The following is an 18,478-nucleotide window of genomic DNA, read 5'->3' as shown; positions in this document are numbered from 1 at the left end:
TGGCCGCTGATGCCGGTCGCGCCGTCGTCCTGCTGGCCGTTGGCGTTGCTGTCGAGCCACAGCCGGTCGCCCAGGCTGGCGGGCTGGACCAGCCCGGCGTCGATGGTCTGATTCGACCCTCCTGGGGGAAGTGTAACGACATGACTGAATCCAGAAGTTACATGTGCGTCGCTGTCGGCCGCATCCTGAGCGTTGCCGTTTGCATCCTTCGTAGTGAACTGATATGAGGTCGGCGCAATGAATTTCACCTGATAGTTACCCGCCTTGAGGCCAGTGAACTGGTAGTAACCATGCTCGACTGCTGCGGTACTGAAATCGTCGCCGGTCTTGGTGCTCGAAATGAAATTGCCGCTGCCGTCGTACAATTCGACGACCACATTGTCGACGCCAGCCTCATTGGAATCCTGAAGGCCGTTGCCATTACCATCAAACCAAACGTAGTCGCCGAGTCTGGCACTCTGCAGCTGGATGATCAGCGGCTGTACGTTGCCCGTCGGGTCAATGAATGTCGTGAAGAACGCATCGGTTGGCAATACGCCGTTACCGCTGGCGATGGCGATGGCGGATTGAGACACCAGGAAGTCGATGTCAGCGGAGCTGACCACGTTATTGCCGCCGTCATTCAGGAAGGGCGTCTGGCCTGCAGCGATAATCTGGGCATCGGTAAAGCCGTTGATCTTCCAGATGGCGGTCTGCACTTCACCGTAGTTGAATTGGCCACCGAACTTGGGATCGGAAGTCAGATTTTGCGCCAGCAGCCAGTTGATTCGATCGGTCTGTAGCTGCGTCATCACCAGCGAACCGGATGGATCAAACGATGGTACCGTATTGCCAGGGTAGTTCGTCGTGCCGGAATAGGTGGTCGGCGACAAATTGATGTCGATCAAGGGGGTAAGGCAATAGGCGTCATACACGCCATTGGGAAGCAACGGGTCTGTGCTGTTCGTGACGATCAGGTCAAGGAAACTCGGCGCACCCTGGTCTGGCTGCTGGGTTGCCGGATTGAATGAAGTGCCGGCCGCGTTGGTCGCTGGAGAGGTGACACGGATAGTGAATGTGCTCATGGCTTGGGTTTCTGGGTCAAAGATAAGTAGTCAGAACAGCCATTTTGCATCCTGCTGCGAATTTCACCAGGACTTCTTCCACAGACGCTGAAGATGATGGCAGTCGGCTTGATGATCGGCACCTAACGCCGAAAACGCCGGGAATCAAGGGGCAGGAATCGAAATGCCCCTTCTCCAGGCGTGAGTGACTCGGCTTTACTTCTTATTACGCCGGGCTACCAGCATCGCGACAGCTGCAGCGGCTACCAGCGCCAGCGATTCGGGCTCCGGAACGTGCAGCACAGGAGCCGCAACAGCAGAAATTGCAGTAGACATCAGGACAGCGATAGAGAACAGTGCGCGCATGGGAAGACTCCTCTTGAGAACAGTTGATCATTGATTAACACTTTTACTGCCCACTGATTGAGCGGCAGCCAAAGCGCACAAAGCATCAATCGTGCCAACTGATCTCATGATCTGGTTTAAAAATGAATCTCGTCTTCGGCGACAGGATCGTCCCACCGAACTGTAAGAAATTCCGACACCTGGTCGGCAGCGATGTTGACGACCAACTATTTCAGACTAAACTAAGCGGACTAGATTTACAGGCGCAGGAGCCGTTCATGCAAACGTTCAACATTCACGATGCCAAGACCCAGCTATCTCGCCTGGTCGAACAAGCCGCCAAGGGTGAGTCATTCGTGATCGCCAAAGCCGGTAAGCCTATGGTCAAGGTGATGGCGCTCAATGCACCAGAGTCCTCTCAAATGAAACGGATCGGCTTTCTGGCCGGTCAGGTCACTGTGCCGGCAGCCAGGGTATTCAATGCGTTGGGAAGCGAAGAAATCGTAGCGATGTTCGCTTGTGAGGAATGAAGCTCCTGCTCGATACTCATCTGCTGCTTTGGAGCGGGGTGTCGGGAAACGACACGGCGAGCGGATCTCTGCCGACGGAGGTGTCCGCACTGATCAAGGACGAGACGAATGCCTTGTATTTCAGCCCCGCCAGCATTTGGGAGGTCGCCATCAAGAATGCGCTCGCCAGGGCCGACTTTCGTGTTGACCCGCACCTGTTCCGGCGCGCACTCCTCGACAACGGCTATATCGAGCTGCCCATCAACAGCGAGCACACCGCAGGGTTGGCAAATTTGCCTGATCATCACCAAGATCCTTTCGACCGACTTCTGATTGCCCAGGCGACGGTCGAAGGCATCACTCTGCTGACCAATGACGTCCAGGTGGCCGCCTACCGCATGAGTCCGATTCGGCTGGTCTAAGAGCGATCGACCTCCCGTGCGGCTGCCAGTCCGCTCGCCTGCCCGCCCTCTGCCGTGCATACCCCAGACTCATGACGTTTCCTGCTTCAAGGACGACCGCAAGGTGGCACATCGGGATCACCACGAAACTCACGCAGTCGCCCCTCAAGAAGACCTCAAGCCCCCCGGCAGATCAGCACCACCGCCTCGGTGGCGATGCCCTCACCACGGCCGACAAAGCCCAGCCGTTCGGCGGTCTTGGCCTTGATGTTCACACAGCTTGCAGGCACCTGCAGGTCGGCAGCGATGTTGGCGACCATCTGCGGCAGGTGTGGTGCCATCTTCGGCTGCTCCGCGAGGATCGTTGCGTCGACATTGCCCACCCGCCAGCCGGCCTGCGTCAGCAGCGCAAGTGTCGCGCGCAGCAACTGCCGACTGTCGGCACCCCGATGGCGGGCATCGGTATCGGGAAAATGACGACCGATGTCACCGAGCGCAGCGGCGCCGAGCAGTGCGTCGGTGATCGCGTGCAGCAGCGCATCCGCATCGGAATGGCCGAGCAGGCCGCAGACATGCGGAATGTCGACACCGCCGAGGATCAGCTTGCGTCCTGGAACCAGTGCGTGAATGTCGCAACCTTGTCCGATACGAACGGTCATGACTTTTCCAGACACCTTCGACCATGAAAGTCATGACCGTTTCCCTCTCCCCCGACCCCTCCCTCGCGAGGGGGGAGGGAAGATTCGTGAGTCGCTGACGCGACTTCCACATTAATCATTGGCATCATTGGCCCCCCTGCATTCTCGCCAGCAGGATCAGTTCTGCCAGTCGCAGATCGACCGGATAGGTGACCTTGAGGTTGCTGGCGTCACCCTGCACCAGTTTCGGCCTGAAACCGGCGGCTTCGACGGCCGACGCCTCATCGGTACTGGCGAGCGGCTCGACCAGAACCCGGGCCAACAGGCCATAACGAAACATCTGCGGTGTCTGCGCCTGCCACAGGCCGTCGCGCGGCTCGGTACCGGCCACGCGCTCGCTGGCGTCGGCGCGTTTCAGCGTGTCCGCCACCGGCACCGCGAGAAGGCCGCCGATGGGATCGTCGGCGAGTTCGTCGCAAAGGGCCGTCAACATCGCCTGCGAAAGACAGGGTCGCGCGGCATCATGCACCAGCACCCAGTCTTCGTCATCGGCAGCCGTCGCCGCAGCGTCGAGGCCATTGCGGACGCTGGCGGATCGCGTCGCACCTCCACAATAAATGGTTTCAAGTTTATAGCCTAGACTTGTCCAATCATGCTGTCGCCACCATCTATCCTCTGGCGACAGCACCACCCAGACACGCTCGATGCGCGGATGGTGACAAAGAACCGCGAGACTGTGATAGATCAATGGTTGACCGGCAAGCATCTGATATTGTTTGGGCGTCTCGCCGCCAAAGCGCGATCCCGAACCGGCGGCAGGAACGATTGCGTAGTAGTTTGGCATGGCGTAATTTTAACCAGTTATACGCACAGGGATGGCGAAATGAATCCGCGGTGTTGCGGCCAGACGATCACTGCCACGCCCATCCCGTGGTCACGGCGGCCCTCTGGTCGAGCCGCCCTTCATCGAGGAGCAAGCACGTGACGCACTCAACCCAGCCAATCCGTCCGGCCGCAGTTGCCGGCATGTTCTACCCCGGCTCCCCTTCGGCTCTGGCGCGCGACCTCCAGCAAATGCTGAGCCACCCGCCACCGGCACCCGGCATCCGCCCGAAGGCGATCATTGCCCCGCATGCCGGCTATGTCTATTCGGGCCCGATCGCGGCCAGCATCTATGCGCCGCTCGCGAACCTGCGCGAGCGCATTCGTCGCGTGATCCTGCTCGGACCGACTCACCGGGTCGCGGTCGATGGGCTGGCGCTGCCCTCCTCCCGCGCCTTCGCCACCCCGCTCGGCGTCGTCCAGCTCGACCAGGAAGCCATGGCCAGCATCGAACCATTGCCGCAGGTCATCGTCAGCGACGCCGCGCATGCCCTCGAACACTCGCTGGAAGTGCAGCTTCCTTTCCTGCAGACGGTGCTTGCCGGGTTCACGCTGTTGCCGCTCGCGGTCGGCCGCGCTTCGGCCGCAGCGGTGGCGGAAGTGCTCGAATGCCTGTGGGGAGGAGATGAGACGCTGATCGTGATCAGCTCCGATCTTTCGCACTACCTGCCCTACGCGCTGGCCCGGGAGACCGACAGCAACACCGCGCGACACATTGTCGCGCTCGATGCGCACATCGACCATCAACAGGCGTGTGGCGCGACACCGGTCAATGGCCTGTTGCTGGCTGCGCGCCGGCACGGATTGCAGGCCAGACTGATCGACCTGCGCAATTCAGGCGACACCGCCGGCGACCGGTCGCGAGTCGTCGGCTACGGCGCCTTCAGTTTCAGCGTGGAGCCCGCACATGCCCACTGACGCCTTGGGCAGCGCTCTGCTGTCGATCGCCCGCAACGCGATCGCCAAGCGTTTCGGACTCGCCGCGCGGGCCGTTGATCCGCTCCCGGAACTTGCCGAACCGGCAGCGACGTTCGTCACCCTCACCCAGGACGGTCGGTTGCGCGGTTGCATCGGCAGCCTCGAAGCACACCGGCCGCTCGCCACCAACGTCGCTGAAAACGCCGTTGCCGCGGCCTTTCTTGATACGCGCTTTGCGCCCTTGAGTCAGGCGGAGTTTGTACGCACGTGCGTCGAGGTTTCACTGCTGACGCCGGCCGAGCCCTTCGCCGTCGTCGACGAGGCCGACGCGCTGGCGCGTCTGCGACCCGGCATCGACGGCCTGATCGTGAGTTACGGCAGGCGGCGCGCGACCTTCCTGCCGCAGGTCTGGGAGTCGCTCCCCGAGCCACGCCAATTCCTGGCACAACTGAAACTCAAGGCCGGGCTGCCCGCCGACTTCTGGCACGAGCAGCTCGTCCTCGCGCGTTATGGAGTACGAAAATGGAAAGAGAACTAGACCATTCACCCAAGGTGCCGGAATCGGCACATCCGGGTCGCTGGTGGCACGCCATCGAAGACGAACGCATTCAGTGCGACCTCTGTCCGCGTGACTGTAGACTGCATGAGGGTCAGCGCGGCGCCTGCTTCGTTCGCCAGAACCTCGGTGGTCAGATGGTGCTGACCACCTACGGGCGTTCGTCGGGCTTCTGCATCGATCCGATCGAGAAAAAGCCGCTCAACCACTTCTATCCCGGCTCGTCGATCCTCTCCTTCGGCACTGCCGGTTGCAATCTCGCCTGCAAATTCTGTCAGAACTGGGACATCTCGAAGTCGAAAGACATGGACCGCCTGCTCGACGCCGCGACTCCCGAGGGCATCGCCGCCGCAGCGGTTGCCTACGGCGCCCAGTCGGTAGCCTTCACCTACAACGACCCGGTCATCTTCGCCGAATACGCGATCGACACTGCGCGGGCCTGCCATGAACGCGACGTCAGGACCGTGGCCGTCACTGCCGGCTACATCCATCCCGAGCCGGCGCGCGAGTTCTACGCCGTTCTGGACGCCGCCAACGTCGATCTCAAGGCCTTCACCGACGATTTCTACTTCAGGCTCTGCGGTGGCCACCTGCAACCGGTACTCGACATCCTCGCCTACATCCATCATGAAACGAAGTGCTGGCTCGAAATCACCACCCTGCTGATTCCGGGCAAGAACGATTCCGCCGGCGAGATCAAGGCACTCGCCGACTGGGTGGCGCGCGAACTGGGGCCGGAAGTCCCGCTGCACTTCACCGCCTTCCATCCCGACTGGAAAATGAACGACCTGCCCCCTACCCCGCCATCGACGCTGACACAGGCGCGGCGCATCGCCATCGACGCCGGCCTGCACTACGTGTACACCGGCAATGTGCACGACAGCGAAGGCGGAACCACCTTCTGCCCGTCTTGCCAGGCTGCCCTGATCGAGCGCGACTGGTACAGCATCCGGCATTACGACCTGCCGAGCGATGGCCGCTGCCCCCACTGCGGAACCTTGATTGCCGGCCACTTCACCCGTTTCGGCAAGCCTTTCGGACCGCGTCGCGTGCCGGTGCGGCTGGAGCGGCGGTGAACGAAGCCATCAGTTTTCCGGGTGATACGCCGATCTCCATCCCCACCGGGCAGGCTCTACTGCAAGGCTTGCTGAGCCTGCCGGCGCGCTTGTCGGCCCTGGTCGTGCTGACGCATGCCGGCGAGAATCCCGAGGCGCGCGACGACGCTCTGGCCGTGGTCCTGCAGCACGCCGGTATCGGCACGCTGACGCTCGACCTGCTGACGCACGCCGAAGAACGCTTCGCCGACATTCACCACAACGTCTCGCTGCTCGCCAGACGCCTGCTCGACACACTCACGCTGATCAAGCAACGGATGCTGCTGGGTGAATTGCCGACCCTGCCGATCGGCCTCTGCGCCGCTGGCGACTGTTCTCCGGTGGCGCTGCGCGTTGCCGCCCTGCGCGACCATGACATCTTTGCCATCGTCTGCCGCGGTGGTCTGATCGATCTGGCCGGCATGCTCTACCTGCGCTCGCTCAGCGCTCCGCTGCTGGTTCTCGTCGGCGAGGACGACGAACGTGTGACGGCCAGCAATCGACGCGCCCTGCACCAGTTGAGCTGCCACCATGAACTGAAACTGCTGCCGCCCGTGTCGCCCGATCCGGCCGCCGCTCTCGGGGCCGTCGCCCGCGAGACGGCGCTCTGGTTTGTCCAGCACCGGCCCACGCTAGCCTGAGCAGGAGACGCTCGGCCTTGTCGGGTGGATCAGCCAGCGGGGCGTCCCCCAACCGATCAGATCCGGCCCGGTGCTACCCTGAAACTGAAAAATCGTATATATTGCACTGCAACAGACCTGCCGGAAGGGCCAGCACTGACTCGGCATCGTGCCTTTATCACGCATCTCCCCTCCCCCCACTGGCGGGAGAGAGGGCAGCGGTCATGACTTTCATGATCGGTGGTGCCCGGAATAGTCATGATCGTTAGGTACCCTTCGACTGGTATGCTCTTACACCCCGGCGACGGCCAGCTATGCGCAAACCACAAAGCGATTGCCCCTCTTCGAAGAAGACCCGGCGCGGCGTTTGCCTGCCAGCCGTGACGGAGTCTTGAAGCCCCTTACCGCGCCGCTGCAGCGGCAGACCCACCAGGACCATTTTATGAAACCAGCCCATCCTTCCCTGTTGAGCAGGATCTCCCTTGCCTTTGGCACCTTCTTCTCGATCCTTTCCGATGGCCAGTTTGCCGGGCGCGTTCAGGCGCTGCGTTCCGGAGAACAGCGCGCCGAACCTTCGGCACCGGCGCCGGCCCCCAAACCGGTGGTCGTGCCGCTCCGGGAAGCCGCTCCCGACGGCGCACTGCAACTCCTTGGCCTGCTGCAGCGAGAGGCGCGCTTCATCGACTTCATTCAGGAGGACGTCGCCGCCTATGCCGACGCCGACATCGGCGCTGCGGTGCGCGTCGTGCATGAAGGCTGTCGCAAGGTGCTGCACGACCATTTCACGATCAGCCCGGTCCGCGATGAAGCCGAAGGCAGCCGGATCACGCTGCCGGCAGGCTTCGACGCTGCGGCGATTCGCGTCACCGGCAACGTCGTCGGCCAGCCGCCCTTCCACGGCAGCATCACTCACCGCGGCTGGCGTGTGGTCGAAACGCGCCTGCCCAGGCTGAGCGGCAGTCATCAACTGAACATCGTTGCCCCCGCGGAGGTGGAACTATGAGCGAGCCAAAATTTTCGATCGGCATCGATCTGGGCACCACTCACTGCGCCCTCTCCTATGTCGATATCGGCGCCTGCGACGGCGAACAGGTCGTGCAGGAGGTGCTGCAGGTACCCCAGTTGACCGCACCCGGCTCGGTCGAGGCGCTCGGCCTGCTGCCGTCGTTCATCTACCTGCCGCACCCGAGCGAGCTCGCCGCCGGCGATCTGGACCTTCCGTGGACCAACGAACAGGACCATGCGGTTGGTGAAATGGCGCGCAGCCGCGGTGCAGCGACGCCGATCCGTCTGGTGTCGAGCGCCAAGAGCTGGCTCTGTCACGCCGGCGTCGATCGGCGCGCAGCGATCCTGCCCAACGACGCACCGCCGGAAGTGACGCGCCTGTCACCGCTCGAAGCCTCGCTGCGCTATCTCGGCCACCTGCGCTCCGCCTGGGATCAGGCGCAGCCGGAGGTCCCTTTCGTCGAGCAGGAGATCGTCGTCACGATTCCCGCCTCCTTCGACCCTGCAGCCCGCGAACTGACTGCCGAAGCGGCGCGCGCCGCCGGCTGCGAGCGCATGACCCTGCTCGAAGAACCGCAAGCGGCGCTCTACAGCTGGATTCAGCAGAGTGCCGGCGGCTGGCGCAAACAGGTACGGCCCGGCGACATCATCCTGGTCGTCGATGTCGGCGGCGGCACCAGCGACTTTTCGCTGATCGCCGTGCTCGAACGCGAAGGTAACCTCGAACTGCATCGCGTCGCCGTCGGCGAGCACATCCTGCTCGGCGGTGACAACATGGACCTGGCGCTGGCCTATGCCGTCGCCGGCAAGCTGTCCGCCCAGGGCAGCAAGCTCGACGCCTGGCAACTGCGGGCGCTGACGCACGCCTGCCGAGGTGCCAAAGAAACGCTGCTCAGCGATCCTGAAATTGCTGTCGTGCCGCTGGTGATCGCCAGCCGTGGCGCCAAGCTGATCGGCGGATCGATCCGCACCGAACTGACGCGTGCTGAACTCTCCGCGACACTGCTCGAAGGTTTCTTCCCGCCCGCAGCCATCGCCGATCGCCCACAGGGCCGTGGGCGTGGCGGTCTGACGCAGCTCGGCCTGCCCTACGCGCAGGACGCCGCCGTCACCCGTCACCTGGCCGCTTTTCTCGCCCGCCAGGTCGCCGCGACCGCTGATCTCGCGGGTTTCATCGGCGAGTTGCCCGAAGACGCAACCTTTCTGCATCCGACCGCTGTACTCTTCAATGGTGGCGTCTTCAAGTCCGAACTGCTCGCCGAACGTACCCTGGCGACGATCAATTCCTGGCTCAGTGCCGAGGCTGCCCCGGCCGCACGCCTGCTCGAAGGCGCCGACCTTGACCTCGCCGTTGCGCGCGGGGCCGCTTATTACGGCTACGTCCGGCGCGGCCAGGGCGTGCGCATCCGTGGCGGCACGGCACAGGCATACTACGTCGCGGTCGAATCGGTGATGCCCGCGGTACCCGGCCTGCAACCGCCGGTGCAAGCACTGTGCCTGGCGCCGTTCGGCATGGAGGAAGGCAGCGAGGCCGCCTTGTCGGAGCAGGAATTCGGCCTGGTCGTCGGCGAACAGGTGCGCTTTCGCTTCTTCGGATCTTCGGTTCGCCGTCAGGACCAGGTGGGCACCCTGCTTGACGATTGGGAACCCGAAGAACTGCAGGAACTCGACGAAATCCAGACCACGCTGCCGAGCGAAGGCCGTGCCGCCGGCGAAGTGGTACGCGTCAGGCTGCATGCGCGCATCACCGAAGCCGGCACCCTCGAACTCGAAGCCCTGCCGCACGACGGCCCGCAGCACTGGAAAGTCGAGTTCGACGTGCGCGCCGGCGCCAGCGACTGAGTACTGATGAATAGCCTGTCGCACATGGTCTGAACGAAGGCGAAGGGCCTTATACTTGGTGGAATCTTTTGCTCTCCTTTTACTCGCGATGATCTCCCGCCTGGCCAATTCCCTCCGCCGTCTTGCCGGATGGCTATTGATCGTTCCACTGCTGTGCCCGGCCATCGCCGCGCATGCCGGGCTGGCGATCGCCCTCAATTCGGCAGACGGCACGCTCAGCCTGATCGATACCGAAACCTATCAGGTCACTGGCAAGGTAGCCGTCTGCAAGGAACCGCACCACCTGATGCCGACACCCGACGACAAGTCGCTGATTGTGGCCTGTGCCGCTTCCAACCAACTGGTCTTCTTCGACCCGAACACCGGTCAGGAGCAGAAACGCATCCGCAACATCTCGGACCCCTATCAACTGGGCTTTTCGCCGAACCGCAAATGGTTCGTCGCCACCTCCTTACGCCTTGACCGCGTCGACCTCTACGACCCCAGGGACTTCCGACTGGTCGCCCGCCTGCCCGCACCGAAAACACCATCACACATGGCTTTTGACAACGACAGCCAGTTTGTCTTCGTGACCCTCCAGGACTCCAACGAAATCATGGCCATCAGCCTCGGCACGCAGACCATCGCCTGGGTCATACCGGTTGCCGCGACACCGGCCGGAATCATGATGGCCCCCGACAACCGCCATCTCCTGGTGGCCTGCATGGGCGCAGGCGTCGTCGAGGTCATCGAATGGCGCACTCGCAAGAGCGTGATGAAGATCGCCACCGGCACCGCGGCCCACAATCTGCAACCCAAGGGCGATGGACGCCATTACTATGTTTCCAACCGTACGATCGATGGCAGCATTTCGCTGCTCGATACGCAGACGATGACGGTGGTGGAAAAATACGAGGTCCCTGGCGGACCGGACGACATGATCGTCCGCGCCGACGGCAAGGAACTCTGGACAACCGCACGCTTCGCCCGCAAAGTGCAGGTTCTCGATCTGGTCACCAAGAAAATCAAACAGTCGATCACGGTCGGCAGTTCGCCGCACGGCGTGTTCTTTACCAACCACGCCGGCCTGAGATGAAACCTGACCTTCGCCACCTGCTTCCGATTTTGCTGACGACCCTGCCGGCGCTGATCATTCCTGCCGCACATGCCGATGCCTGCAAGAGGACGCTCTACCTGACCTTTGACACCGGCAATATGCGCCATGCCGAATTGATCGCCGAGACTCTGGCCAGGCACGGGGTCAAAGCGACCTTCTTTCTGGCGCAGGAAGCCACCAGCCGTGGCGATCACGCTCTCGATGCCAGTTGGGCACCCTACTGGCAGGCACGCGTCGCAGAAGGCCACGCCTTCGGCAGCCATACCTGGCGACACGGAAGTTTTCGTGGCGACAGCGGCGAGGAGGTGCGCTACCGGCTGCCGAATGGCCTCACCGAGAACCTCGACGCGCGCGCCATCTGCAAGGAATTGCAAGGTCCCGATCAGCGCTTCCAGGAACTCACCGGTCGTCGACTCGACCCCCTCTGGCGTGCTCCAGGAGGCCGCACCACACCGAACACGCTGTCCGCAGCACGAGCCTGTGGCTACCAGCATGTTGGCTGGGCCCCGGCGGGCTTTCTCGGCGACGAACTGCCCTCCGACACCTACCCCAACCCGGTATTGCTGCAGCGCGCCCTCGACCGTCTCAAGGATGGCGACATCGTCATGGCCCACCTCGGCATCTGGTCACGCAAGGATCCCTTTGCACCGATGCTGGACCCCCTGATCTCTGGCCTCAAGAACAAGGGCTTCTGTTTTGCCACGCGGCGGTCATCATGATTAACGCCTGCATTGAAGCGTTTGTCGAACTGCAGGGCTGGCTACTGGCGCATCTGCTGCAACCCGTGCTGCTGGCCACGGGCATGGGCAGCTATCTGGAAATGGCTTTCGACGGCATCGAGTTCTTCCTCTGCGGGGTATTGCAGATCACCGCCGCTTTCCTGCTGCTGCGCCCCCTGGAGGCACTGCGACCGATCGAGGTCTGGCCAGACCGCAAGGCGGTGCGGGTGGACGTGCTGTATTCCTTTCTGGACCGCCTGGGAATCATTCCGCTGTTCGTTTTCGCCCTGCTGGCCCCGCTGTTCGGCACCCTCGAAGGCTGGTTGCGCTTCAACGACATCATCCCGCCGCAACTCGAGGATCTGTTCCCCGCCCTGGAAGCCTGGCCATTGCTCAGTTTCCTGGTCTATCTGTGCATCCTGGACTTTACCGAATACTGGCGCCATCGCCTTTCGCACACCTTCCGCTGGTGGTGGGCACTGCACGCGATCCACCACAGCCAGCGCCAGATGACGCTGTGGACGGACAGCCGCAACCATCTCCTCGACGACCTGGTAGGCGGTGCCTGGTTCGCCATCGTTGCGCTGCTGATCGGCGTCCCCCCGGGTCACTTCGTTGGCCTGCTGATCGTCGTCAAGACCATCGAAAACCTGTCGCATGTCAATGCCCGGCTATCGTTCGGACACTTTGGCGAACTCCTGCTGGTCAGCCCCCGCTATCATCGCTGGCATCATGCCATCGACCTGCCGGCTGGCCGGCAATACCGCTTTGGCTGCAATTTCGCGGTCCTCCTGCCTATCTGGGATCAAATCTTCGGCACCCAGTATCGCGGCCAGACGATGCCACCCTGTGGCCTCAGGCCAGGGCCGCTGCCGGAATCGGCCGCACAGAGTGGCTTCTGGCGACAGCAATGGGAAGGACTGTGCGCCCTCGCGGTCTCGTTCTCCCCGGCCAATAGTCATCGCGAACAACACCAACACGAATGATGAGACCTGCCCATGCTTGATGAAGCCCGCTCTTTTGCGCTGACGGCGCACGGCAACCAGATGTACGGTGACCGGCCATACGCCTTTCATCTCGAAGCCGTTGTCGGTCTTTTGTCGCCCTACGGCGCCGAAGCCCAGATCGTCGGCTATCTCCACGATGTTGTCGAGGATACAAAAATCCGCGAAAGCGATATACGCGAGCGCTTCGGATCCCTGATTGCCGACTGCGTCAGCCTGCTGACCGACGCTCCCGGTGCCAACCGGGCCGAGCGCAAGGCCAGCACCTATGCCAGACTGGCAACGGTCAGCGGCGCCACTGAACTGGCCCTGGTGGTCAAGGCTGCCGACCGCTTGGCCAACGTCAGGAGCTGCATCGCCGATCAGCGGCACCGTCTGTGGGAGGTCTACCGTAAAGAGCACCCGTGCTTCCGGCAAGCCGCTTACCGTGACGGCCTCTGTGACCCCCTGTGGGCGGAACTCGACGCTTTGTTGGAGGTTTCGTCTCTGATCCTCCCAAAGAAATCGACCCGTGTTTGAAATCCAGAACTACGAGAGCTTCGTCGCCGCGATTCTCGTCTTCCAGTTGATACCCGGTCCCGGCACGCTGGCGATTCTCAACGCCACGGCACGCAACGGCATCACCGCCGGCCTGGGAGCCGTCCTCGGAACACTGCTCGGCGATATGGCCTATATGATCGCGGCGATTGTCGGCCTGGCCGCCGTGATGAAGGCAAACCCCGCCCTTTTCCAGGGCCTGCAGTGGTTTGGCGTCGCTTATCTGGGCTGGATGGGGCTGCAACTGCTGCGCCAGCCGGTCAGCAGTGACAACAGCAGCCCGGAGACCAGAAAAAGCGCCTGGGTGTATTTCCGGCAGGCCTTCACGGTCGGTCTCACCAACCCGAAGGTGGTACTCTTCTTCGTGGCCTTCTTCCCGCTCTTTCTGCGCGCCGACGCTTCAGCCTTGACGCTCGGGGTGATGATCGCGCACGTGACCCTGATCAGTTTTCTCTACCAGGCTGGCCTGGTACTGGTTGGCAACGCGGTCGCGCGCAGGCTGCGGTCGCTGCCCCTGGTACGCAAGCTGGCAACCCGCCTGGCAGGCACCGCACTGCTCGGTTTCGGCGTCAAGCTGGCGCTCGACAATCGCTGAAGAACAGACTGCGCCGCACCCCCCAAGCCAGAAGCAACAGCGCCTCGACAGCCGCTGGGGTACAATATCGATCTTTTGCAACCTGATGATTTTACCGAGGTTTATTCGTGCTCGTCGCCAACAACATCACCATGCAGTTCGGGGTCAAACCCCTTTTTGAAAACGTTTCGATCAAGTTCGGCGAAGGCTATCGCTACGGGCTGATCGGCGCCAATGGCTCTGGTAAATCGACCTTCATGAAAATCCTGGCCGGGGAACTCGAACCCACTGCCGGCAACGTCTCGAAGGATCTGCACGAACGCATGGCCTATCTGCGCCAGGACCAGTTCGCCTTTGAAGCACAGCGCGTGATCGACGTGGTGATGATGGGTCACGAGCAGATGTGGGCCTGCATGCTCGAAAAGGATGCCATCTACGCCAACCCGGAAGCGAGCGAGGAAGACTATATGCATGCCGCCGACCTCGAGGCCAGATTCGCCGAGTACGGCGGCTACACGGCCGAAGCGCGCGCCGGCGAACTGCTGCTGGGCGTCGGCATCCCGGCCGCACAGCACTTTGGCCCGATGAGCGATGTCGCTCCCGGCTGGAAGCTGCGCGTCCTGTTGATCCAGGCGCTGTTTGCCGACCCGGACATCCTGTTGCTCGACGAACCGACCAACAACCTCGACATTGCCACCATCCGCTGGCTGGAAAACACGATCAACGAGCGCAACAGCACGATGATCATCATTTCCCATGATCGACACTTCCTCAACCAGGTCTGTACGCATATGGCCGACCTGGATTACGGCAAGATCTCCGTCTATCCGGGTAACTACGACGACTTCATGGAAGCCTCGACACAGGCCCGCGAGCGCCAGCAGAGCGCCAACGCCAAGGCCAAGGAGCGCATCGCCGAACTGCAGAATTTCGTTCGCCGCTTCTCGGCCAACGCTTCCAAGGCCAAACAGGCGACTTCTCGCCTGAAGCTGATCGACAAGCTGAAACCGGAAGACGTCAAACCTTCATCGCGCCAGTACCCGTGGATCCGCTTCGAGTTTGACGAGAAAGAGAAGCTGCACCGGCAAGCCGTCGAAATCCAGAACCTGAGCTTCGGCTATCACGACAGCGAGCGAAAGATCTTCAACAAGCTCGACCTGACGCTCAACGGCGGCGACCGTCTGGCCATCATCGGCGAAAACGGCGTCGGCAAGACCACCCTGCTGAAGTTGCTGATGGGCGAATTGTCACCCCAGCGCGGCAGCATCAAATGGGCGGATAAAGCCCGCCCCGGCTACTATGCGCAGGATCACGCCAACGAATTCAACAGCGACCTCAGTCTGACTGCCTGGATCTCCGGCTATGCACGCAGCAGCGCCGGCGACGGCGATGACCTGTCGACGCTGGTCCGCGGCACGCTCGGACGCCTGCTATTCTCGGGCAACGAAGTGCAAAAAGCGGTCAAGGTGATCTCGGGCGGAGAGCAGGGACGGATGATCTTCGGCAAATTGATGCTCATGCGACCGAACGTGCTGGTCCTCGATGAGCCCACCAACCATCTCGACATGGAATCGATCGAGTCGCTCAATACCGCGCTCGAGAAGTTCAAGGGAACCTTGATTTTCGTCTCGCACGACCGCGAGTTCGTGTCATCGCTCGCCACCCGTATCCTCGAAGTACGTACCGACGGCAAGGCGATCAGCTACCTCGGCAACTACGAAGAGTATCTGGCCAGCCAGGGGATCGCCTGAGAGGTCGTAAAGCACGGAGAGCGCCATGCCGGAACTGAATTTCAAGGGCAAGGAATTCGTCTTTAACCACCATCTGGCCGTGCCGCACCGCCCTTTGCTGCCAAACGCCGCCAAGTCGGTCGGCGAACCACGTCTGGATGGCAATCTCGTCATCCACGGCGACAACCTGCACGCGCTCGAGTCACTGCTGCCGATGGTCGCCGGCAAGGTCGATTGCGTGTTCATCGACCCGCCGTACAACACCGGCAACGAGGGCTGGTGCTACAACGACAACGTGAACAGCCAGATGATGCAGCAGTGGCTGAGCGAGAACCCGGTCGGGATCGAGGACGGCCTGCGGCACGACAAATGGTGCGCGATGATGTGGCCGCGCTTGCGATTGCTGCACGACCAGCTGGGCCAGGCCGGCAGCCTCTGGGTGACGCTGGACGACAACGAGATTCATCGTGCGCGGGCGATGCTGGATGCGATCTTCGGCGAACAGAACTTCGTCGCGACCTGCATTTTGCACAAGAACTTTTCCCCAAAACCGTCGGCAAAGTTCTTCTCCGAAGATCACGATTACTTGCTGATCTATGCCAAGAAAAAGGACAAATGGCGTCCAGACCTGCTGGAACGCACCTAAGATATGGATGAGTGATCAAGGGCTATGCCTTTCAGGGGACACAGCGCGAAACGCTGCTGCAACAATCCCTCACGTTCAGCGACCTGAAAAAGGCTGACAGCTCGACCAGATTGCCGACATCGAAAACCTCGAAGGCCATCGCTTCGACCGGATCGAACAGAAGGTCAGGGACGACGAGTTGCGGGTGGAAGGGGTGAAGTCCGTCACCGAACGGGTGGCAGGCCTGGGCGGCCGTTATACCTACTGCATACTGGGCAAAGCCGTCAACCTGGACCACCTGCTGACCGGCGACGCGCTGCCGGATTTTGCACAGCTTGGCGCGCTGCTCTTCCACATGGCGACCAACGAAGCCATCGACCCCGCCAAGGTGTCTGAACAGGACGGTCACGGTTATCTGGGCGAATCGTCGGCATTCCATGTTTGGCTGATCTACAAGCCGGAACTGGACTTCCTCAAGTCCCGCGCATCGGCGCTGACGCTGGCCAAGGCCAAGGCCCTGTCGGAAAGCAAACCGGGCAAGAAACCTCTGGTGTTTGCGCCGGTGAAGTTCGTCTCGCAAAAGATGCTGAACGAAGCGGGCCTGCCGGTCGAATTCGCGCCGCTGCCGTGGGCGCTGTACCGTGTCGAGCGAAAAGGACAAGGAGACTGATATGCAAGCCATCCGCATCTATGGGTTTGGAACCGAGACGTCGCCGATTTGACATCGAGATTCTGCTGCTTTCCGCCTTGACGAGCTGGTGATGAAATGTTGCGCGATCTCGACTACCAAGGCCGCGTGCTGGCGCGGCTGGGGGACTATCTGACCGAATTGTCCGGCCAGAAACTGAAGGCGGACAAGATCGTGGCCTCCAACGCGCAGGAGACTGACCCTGACCTGAAGCGCCCGGTCCCAGATTTCCCCCTGAAAACCTGGGAGGTGCTTTGCGCCAGCGGAAAACTGTCGGATTCCCGCCTCGCCGTTCCGTATTCCACCCGGCAGGACGGCATCTGCCGGGCGGTGCCGAATATCGTTTTCAAGGTGCCCACGGGCGGCGGCAAGACCTTCCTGGCAGTGGCCGCGCTGTCGAAGATTTTTGGCCAGTATCTCGGCCGAAAGGAAGGCTTTGTGCTGTGGATCGTGCCCAACGAGGCGATCTACACACAGACCAGGCGGCAACTGGCGGACCGGCATCACCCGTACCGGCAAATGCTCGACGTGTTGTCCGGAAATGCGGTTCGCCTGTTGGAAAAGGCCGATCAGCTTGATGCTCGTGATGTCGAAAGCCATCTGTGCGTGATGTTGCTGATGCTGCAAGCGGGCAATCGCGAGAACAAGGATTCGCTGAAGATGTTCCGCGACCGGGGCGACGTGGATGGGTTCTGCCCGCCTGAATGGGAGCAGCACGCCCATGCGGCGGCGCTTGCGGCAAACCCCAACCTCGACATTTACGATCTGGCCGGGTCAAGCTACCCATGGCCGCAGGTGAAGGATTCGCTGGGCAATGCGCTGCGCCTCATTCGGCCGGTCGTGGTCATGGACGAAGGGCACAAGGCGGTATCCGAACTGGCGTTTTCGACGCTCTACGGTTTCAACCCCTGCTTCGTCCTTGAACTGACCGCCACACCGAAGGACGTTGCGCCGACCGGCGGCAAAAACCCGAAGCCGGGTCATCACGCCAATGTGCTGGTCGAAGTCAAAAGCATCGCCCTGGACCGGGGAGGCATGATCAAGATGCCCTTGAACCTTGATCCGCGCAGTGGCACCGACAGGCGCACCGCACTGGACCGCCTGCGCGATCTGGACGCCTCGGCGTAAACGCTGCACGCCAATACCAGCACTCCCATTCGACCGATCCTGCTGGTGCAGGTAGAACGCACCGGCGGTGACCAGCGCGATGGCAACCATATTCACGCGCTCGACGCCAAGGAATGGCTGATCAACGTCGGCGTGCTGGATGAGGCGGAAATCGCCATCAAGACAGCCGATACCAACGATCTGGCCGCCCCCGAAAACCAGTACCTGATGAGCCCGACTAACCGGGTGCGCGTCATCATCACCAAGCAGGCGTTGCAGGAAGGCTGGGATTGGCCCTTTGCCTATGTGCTGTGATTCGGGCGACGAGCTGATCGTCGCCGAGTTGGGTGAGCAGTCGCAGGAGCCATAGGTGTTCAACCCCCACCTATCCGACCAGCATGATTGTTGCTTCGCTTGGCAGCGATATCGGAAAGCTTGAATTGGTGATTGAGGACGGAACCAGCGTTGCATGCGAACTGGTGTTGATGCCCGACTGGAAAACGCGGTTGCCGTGCCTCTGAGAGGTGGTAAAGAAATCGTCGCAA

General features: G+C 61.8%; 22 protein-coding genes. 18 read left to right on the top strand and 4 right to left on the bottom strand.

The window, feature by feature from the left end:
- Window positions 1–887, bottom strand: an 887-nt coding sequence (locus tag AW06_RS07925) for an SdrD B-like domain-containing protein (protein WP_273704502.1), incomplete at its 3' end; no start/stop codon positions are given.
- Window positions 888–1,259: 372 nt separating this feature from the next.
- Window positions 1,260–1,409: a PEP-CTERM sorting domain-containing protein gene (locus AW06_RS20150; protein ID WP_273704501.1), complete on the bottom strand. Its 150-nt coding sequence runs from the start codon at window positions 1,407–1,409 to the stop codon at window positions 1,260–1,262.
- A 257-nt stretch (window positions 1,410–1,666) separates the two neighbouring features.
- Between AW06_RS20150 and AW06_RS07920 the strand changes: the two genes are divergently transcribed.
- Window positions 1,667–1,918 carry a type II toxin-antitoxin system prevent-host-death family antitoxin gene (locus tag AW06_RS07920; protein WP_034948356.1) on the top strand — a complete coding sequence of 84 codons (252 nt, stop codon included), beginning with the start codon at window positions 1,667–1,669 and terminating at the stop codon, window positions 1,916–1,918.
- Window positions 1,915–2,319: a type II toxin-antitoxin system VapC family toxin gene (locus AW06_RS07915; RefSeq protein ID WP_034948330.1), complete on the top strand. Its 405-nt coding sequence runs from the start codon at window positions 1,915–1,917 to the stop codon at window positions 2,317–2,319. Before AW06_RS07920 ends, AW06_RS07915 begins: the two co-directional genes overlap by 4 nt.
- Before the next feature lie 155 nt (window positions 2,320–2,474).
- On the opposite strand, the gene ispF is transcribed toward AW06_RS07915, so the two are convergent.
- Complete coding sequence (gene ispF, locus AW06_RS07910) at window positions 2,475–2,957, bottom strand: 2-C-methyl-D-erythritol 2,4-cyclodiphosphate synthase (RefSeq protein WP_034948327.1); 483 nt, start codon at window positions 2,955–2,957, stop codon at window positions 2,475–2,477.
- 124 nt (window positions 2,958–3,081) lie between these two features.
- On the bottom strand, window positions 3,082–3,780 hold the full coding sequence (gene ispD / locus AW06_RS07905) for a 2-C-methyl-D-erythritol 4-phosphate cytidylyltransferase (RefSeq protein ID WP_034948324.1): 699 nt from the start codon (window positions 3,778–3,780) through the stop codon (window positions 3,082–3,084).
- 182 nt (window positions 3,781–3,962) lie between these two features.
- On the opposite strand from ispD, the gene amrB reads away from it, so the two are divergent.
- The 16 genes from amrB (at window position 3,963) to AW06_RS20145 (ending at window position 18,248) form a co-directional block, all read left to right on the top strand.
- Complete coding sequence (amrB, locus tag AW06_RS07900) at window positions 3,963–4,736, top strand: AmmeMemoRadiSam system protein B (RefSeq protein WP_034948321.1); 774 nt, start codon at window positions 3,963–3,965, stop codon at window positions 4,734–4,736.
- Window positions 4,726–5,274 carry an AmmeMemoRadiSam system protein A gene (amrA, locus tag AW06_RS07895; RefSeq protein ID WP_034948318.1) on the top strand — a complete coding sequence of 183 codons (549 nt, stop codon included), beginning with the start codon at window positions 4,726–4,728 and terminating at the stop codon, window positions 5,272–5,274. The genes amrB and amrA overlap by 11 nt, the downstream gene beginning before the upstream one ends.
- Window positions 5,259–6,368 (top strand): AmmeMemoRadiSam system radical SAM enzyme, encoded by a 1,110-nt coding sequence (amrS, locus tag AW06_RS07890; RefSeq protein ID WP_273704500.1) that lies wholly within the window; start codon window positions 5,259–5,261, stop codon window positions 6,366–6,368. Before amrA ends, amrS begins: the two co-directional genes overlap by 16 nt.
- Complete coding sequence (locus tag AW06_RS07885; protein WP_034948316.1) at window positions 6,365–7,027, top strand: alpha/beta hydrolase; 663 nt, start codon at window positions 6,365–6,367, stop codon at window positions 7,025–7,027. The genes amrS and AW06_RS07885 overlap by 4 nt, the downstream gene beginning before the upstream one ends.
- A gap of 421 nt (window positions 7,028–7,448) precedes the next feature.
- Window positions 7,449–8,009 (top strand): DUF2760 domain-containing protein, encoded by a 561-nt coding sequence (locus AW06_RS07880; RefSeq protein WP_034948313.1) that lies wholly within the window; start codon window positions 7,449–7,451, stop codon window positions 8,007–8,009.
- Window positions 8,006–9,853 (top strand): Hsp70 family protein, encoded by a 1,848-nt coding sequence (locus tag AW06_RS07875; protein ID WP_034948310.1) that lies wholly within the window; start codon window positions 8,006–8,008, stop codon window positions 9,851–9,853. The genes AW06_RS07880 and AW06_RS07875 overlap by 4 nt, the downstream gene beginning before the upstream one ends.
- A gap of 88 nt (window positions 9,854–9,941) precedes the next feature.
- On the top strand, window positions 9,942–10,928 hold the full coding sequence (locus AW06_RS07870) for a beta-propeller fold lactonase family protein (protein WP_046536096.1): 987 nt from the start codon (window positions 9,942–9,944) through the stop codon (window positions 10,926–10,928).
- Complete coding sequence (locus AW06_RS07865; protein WP_034948308.1) at window positions 10,925–11,668, top strand: polysaccharide deacetylase family protein; 744 nt, start codon at window positions 10,925–10,927, stop codon at window positions 11,666–11,668. The genes AW06_RS07870 and AW06_RS07865 overlap by 4 nt, the downstream gene beginning before the upstream one ends.
- The gene (locus tag AW06_RS07860; RefSeq protein ID WP_034948305.1) at window positions 11,665–12,654 is read left to right on the top strand and encodes a sterol desaturase family protein; all 990 of its coding nucleotides are present in this window, start codon (window positions 11,665–11,667) and stop codon (window positions 12,652–12,654) included. Before AW06_RS07865 ends, AW06_RS07860 begins: the two co-directional genes overlap by 4 nt.
- 12 nt (window positions 12,655–12,666) lie before the next feature.
- Window positions 12,667–13,191 carry an HD domain-containing protein gene (locus AW06_RS07855; RefSeq protein WP_034948303.1) on the top strand — a complete coding sequence of 175 codons (525 nt, stop codon included), beginning with the start codon at window positions 12,667–12,669 and terminating at the stop codon, window positions 13,189–13,191.
- Entirely contained in the window at window positions 13,184–13,804 is a 621-nt protein-coding gene (locus AW06_RS07850; RefSeq protein WP_034948300.1) for a LysE family translocator, read from the top strand. The genes AW06_RS07855 and AW06_RS07850 overlap by 8 nt, the downstream gene beginning before the upstream one ends.
- A gap of 107 nt (window positions 13,805–13,911) precedes the next feature.
- Window positions 13,912–15,534 carry an ABC-F family ATPase gene (locus AW06_RS07845; protein ID WP_034948297.1) on the top strand — a complete coding sequence of 541 codons (1,623 nt, stop codon included), beginning with the start codon at window positions 13,912–13,914 and terminating at the stop codon, window positions 15,532–15,534.
- A 25-nt stretch (window positions 15,535–15,559) separates the two neighbouring features.
- Entirely contained in the window at window positions 15,560–16,159 is a 600-nt protein-coding gene (locus tag AW06_RS07840) for a site-specific DNA-methyltransferase (RefSeq protein WP_034948347.1), read from the top strand.
- 193 nt (window positions 16,160–16,352) lie between these two features.
- Complete coding sequence (locus tag AW06_RS07835) at window positions 16,353–16,808, top strand: hypothetical protein (RefSeq protein WP_034948294.1); 456 nt, start codon at window positions 16,353–16,355, stop codon at window positions 16,806–16,808.
- 96 nt (window positions 16,809–16,904) lie between these two features.
- Window positions 16,905–17,954: a DEAD/DEAH box helicase family protein gene (locus AW06_RS07830; protein ID WP_273704499.1), complete on the top strand. Its 1,050-nt coding sequence runs from the start codon at window positions 16,905–16,907 to the stop codon at window positions 17,952–17,954.
- A 45-nt stretch (window positions 17,955–17,999) separates the two neighbouring features.
- Window positions 18,000–18,248 (top strand): hypothetical protein, encoded by a 249-nt coding sequence (locus AW06_RS20145; protein WP_273704498.1) that lies wholly within the window; start codon window positions 18,000–18,002, stop codon window positions 18,246–18,248.
- The last annotated feature ends 230 nt before the right edge of the window (window positions 18,249–18,478 follow it).

It is taken from the genome of Candidatus Accumulibacter cognatus (genome assembly GCF_000584975.1).
Lineage (GTDB): Bacteria > Pseudomonadota > Gammaproteobacteria > Burkholderiales > Rhodocyclaceae > Accumulibacter > Accumulibacter cognatus.
The sequence above is the reverse complement of the archived record's forward strand: the minus strand, read 5'-3'. Positions and strand labels throughout refer to the sequence as shown.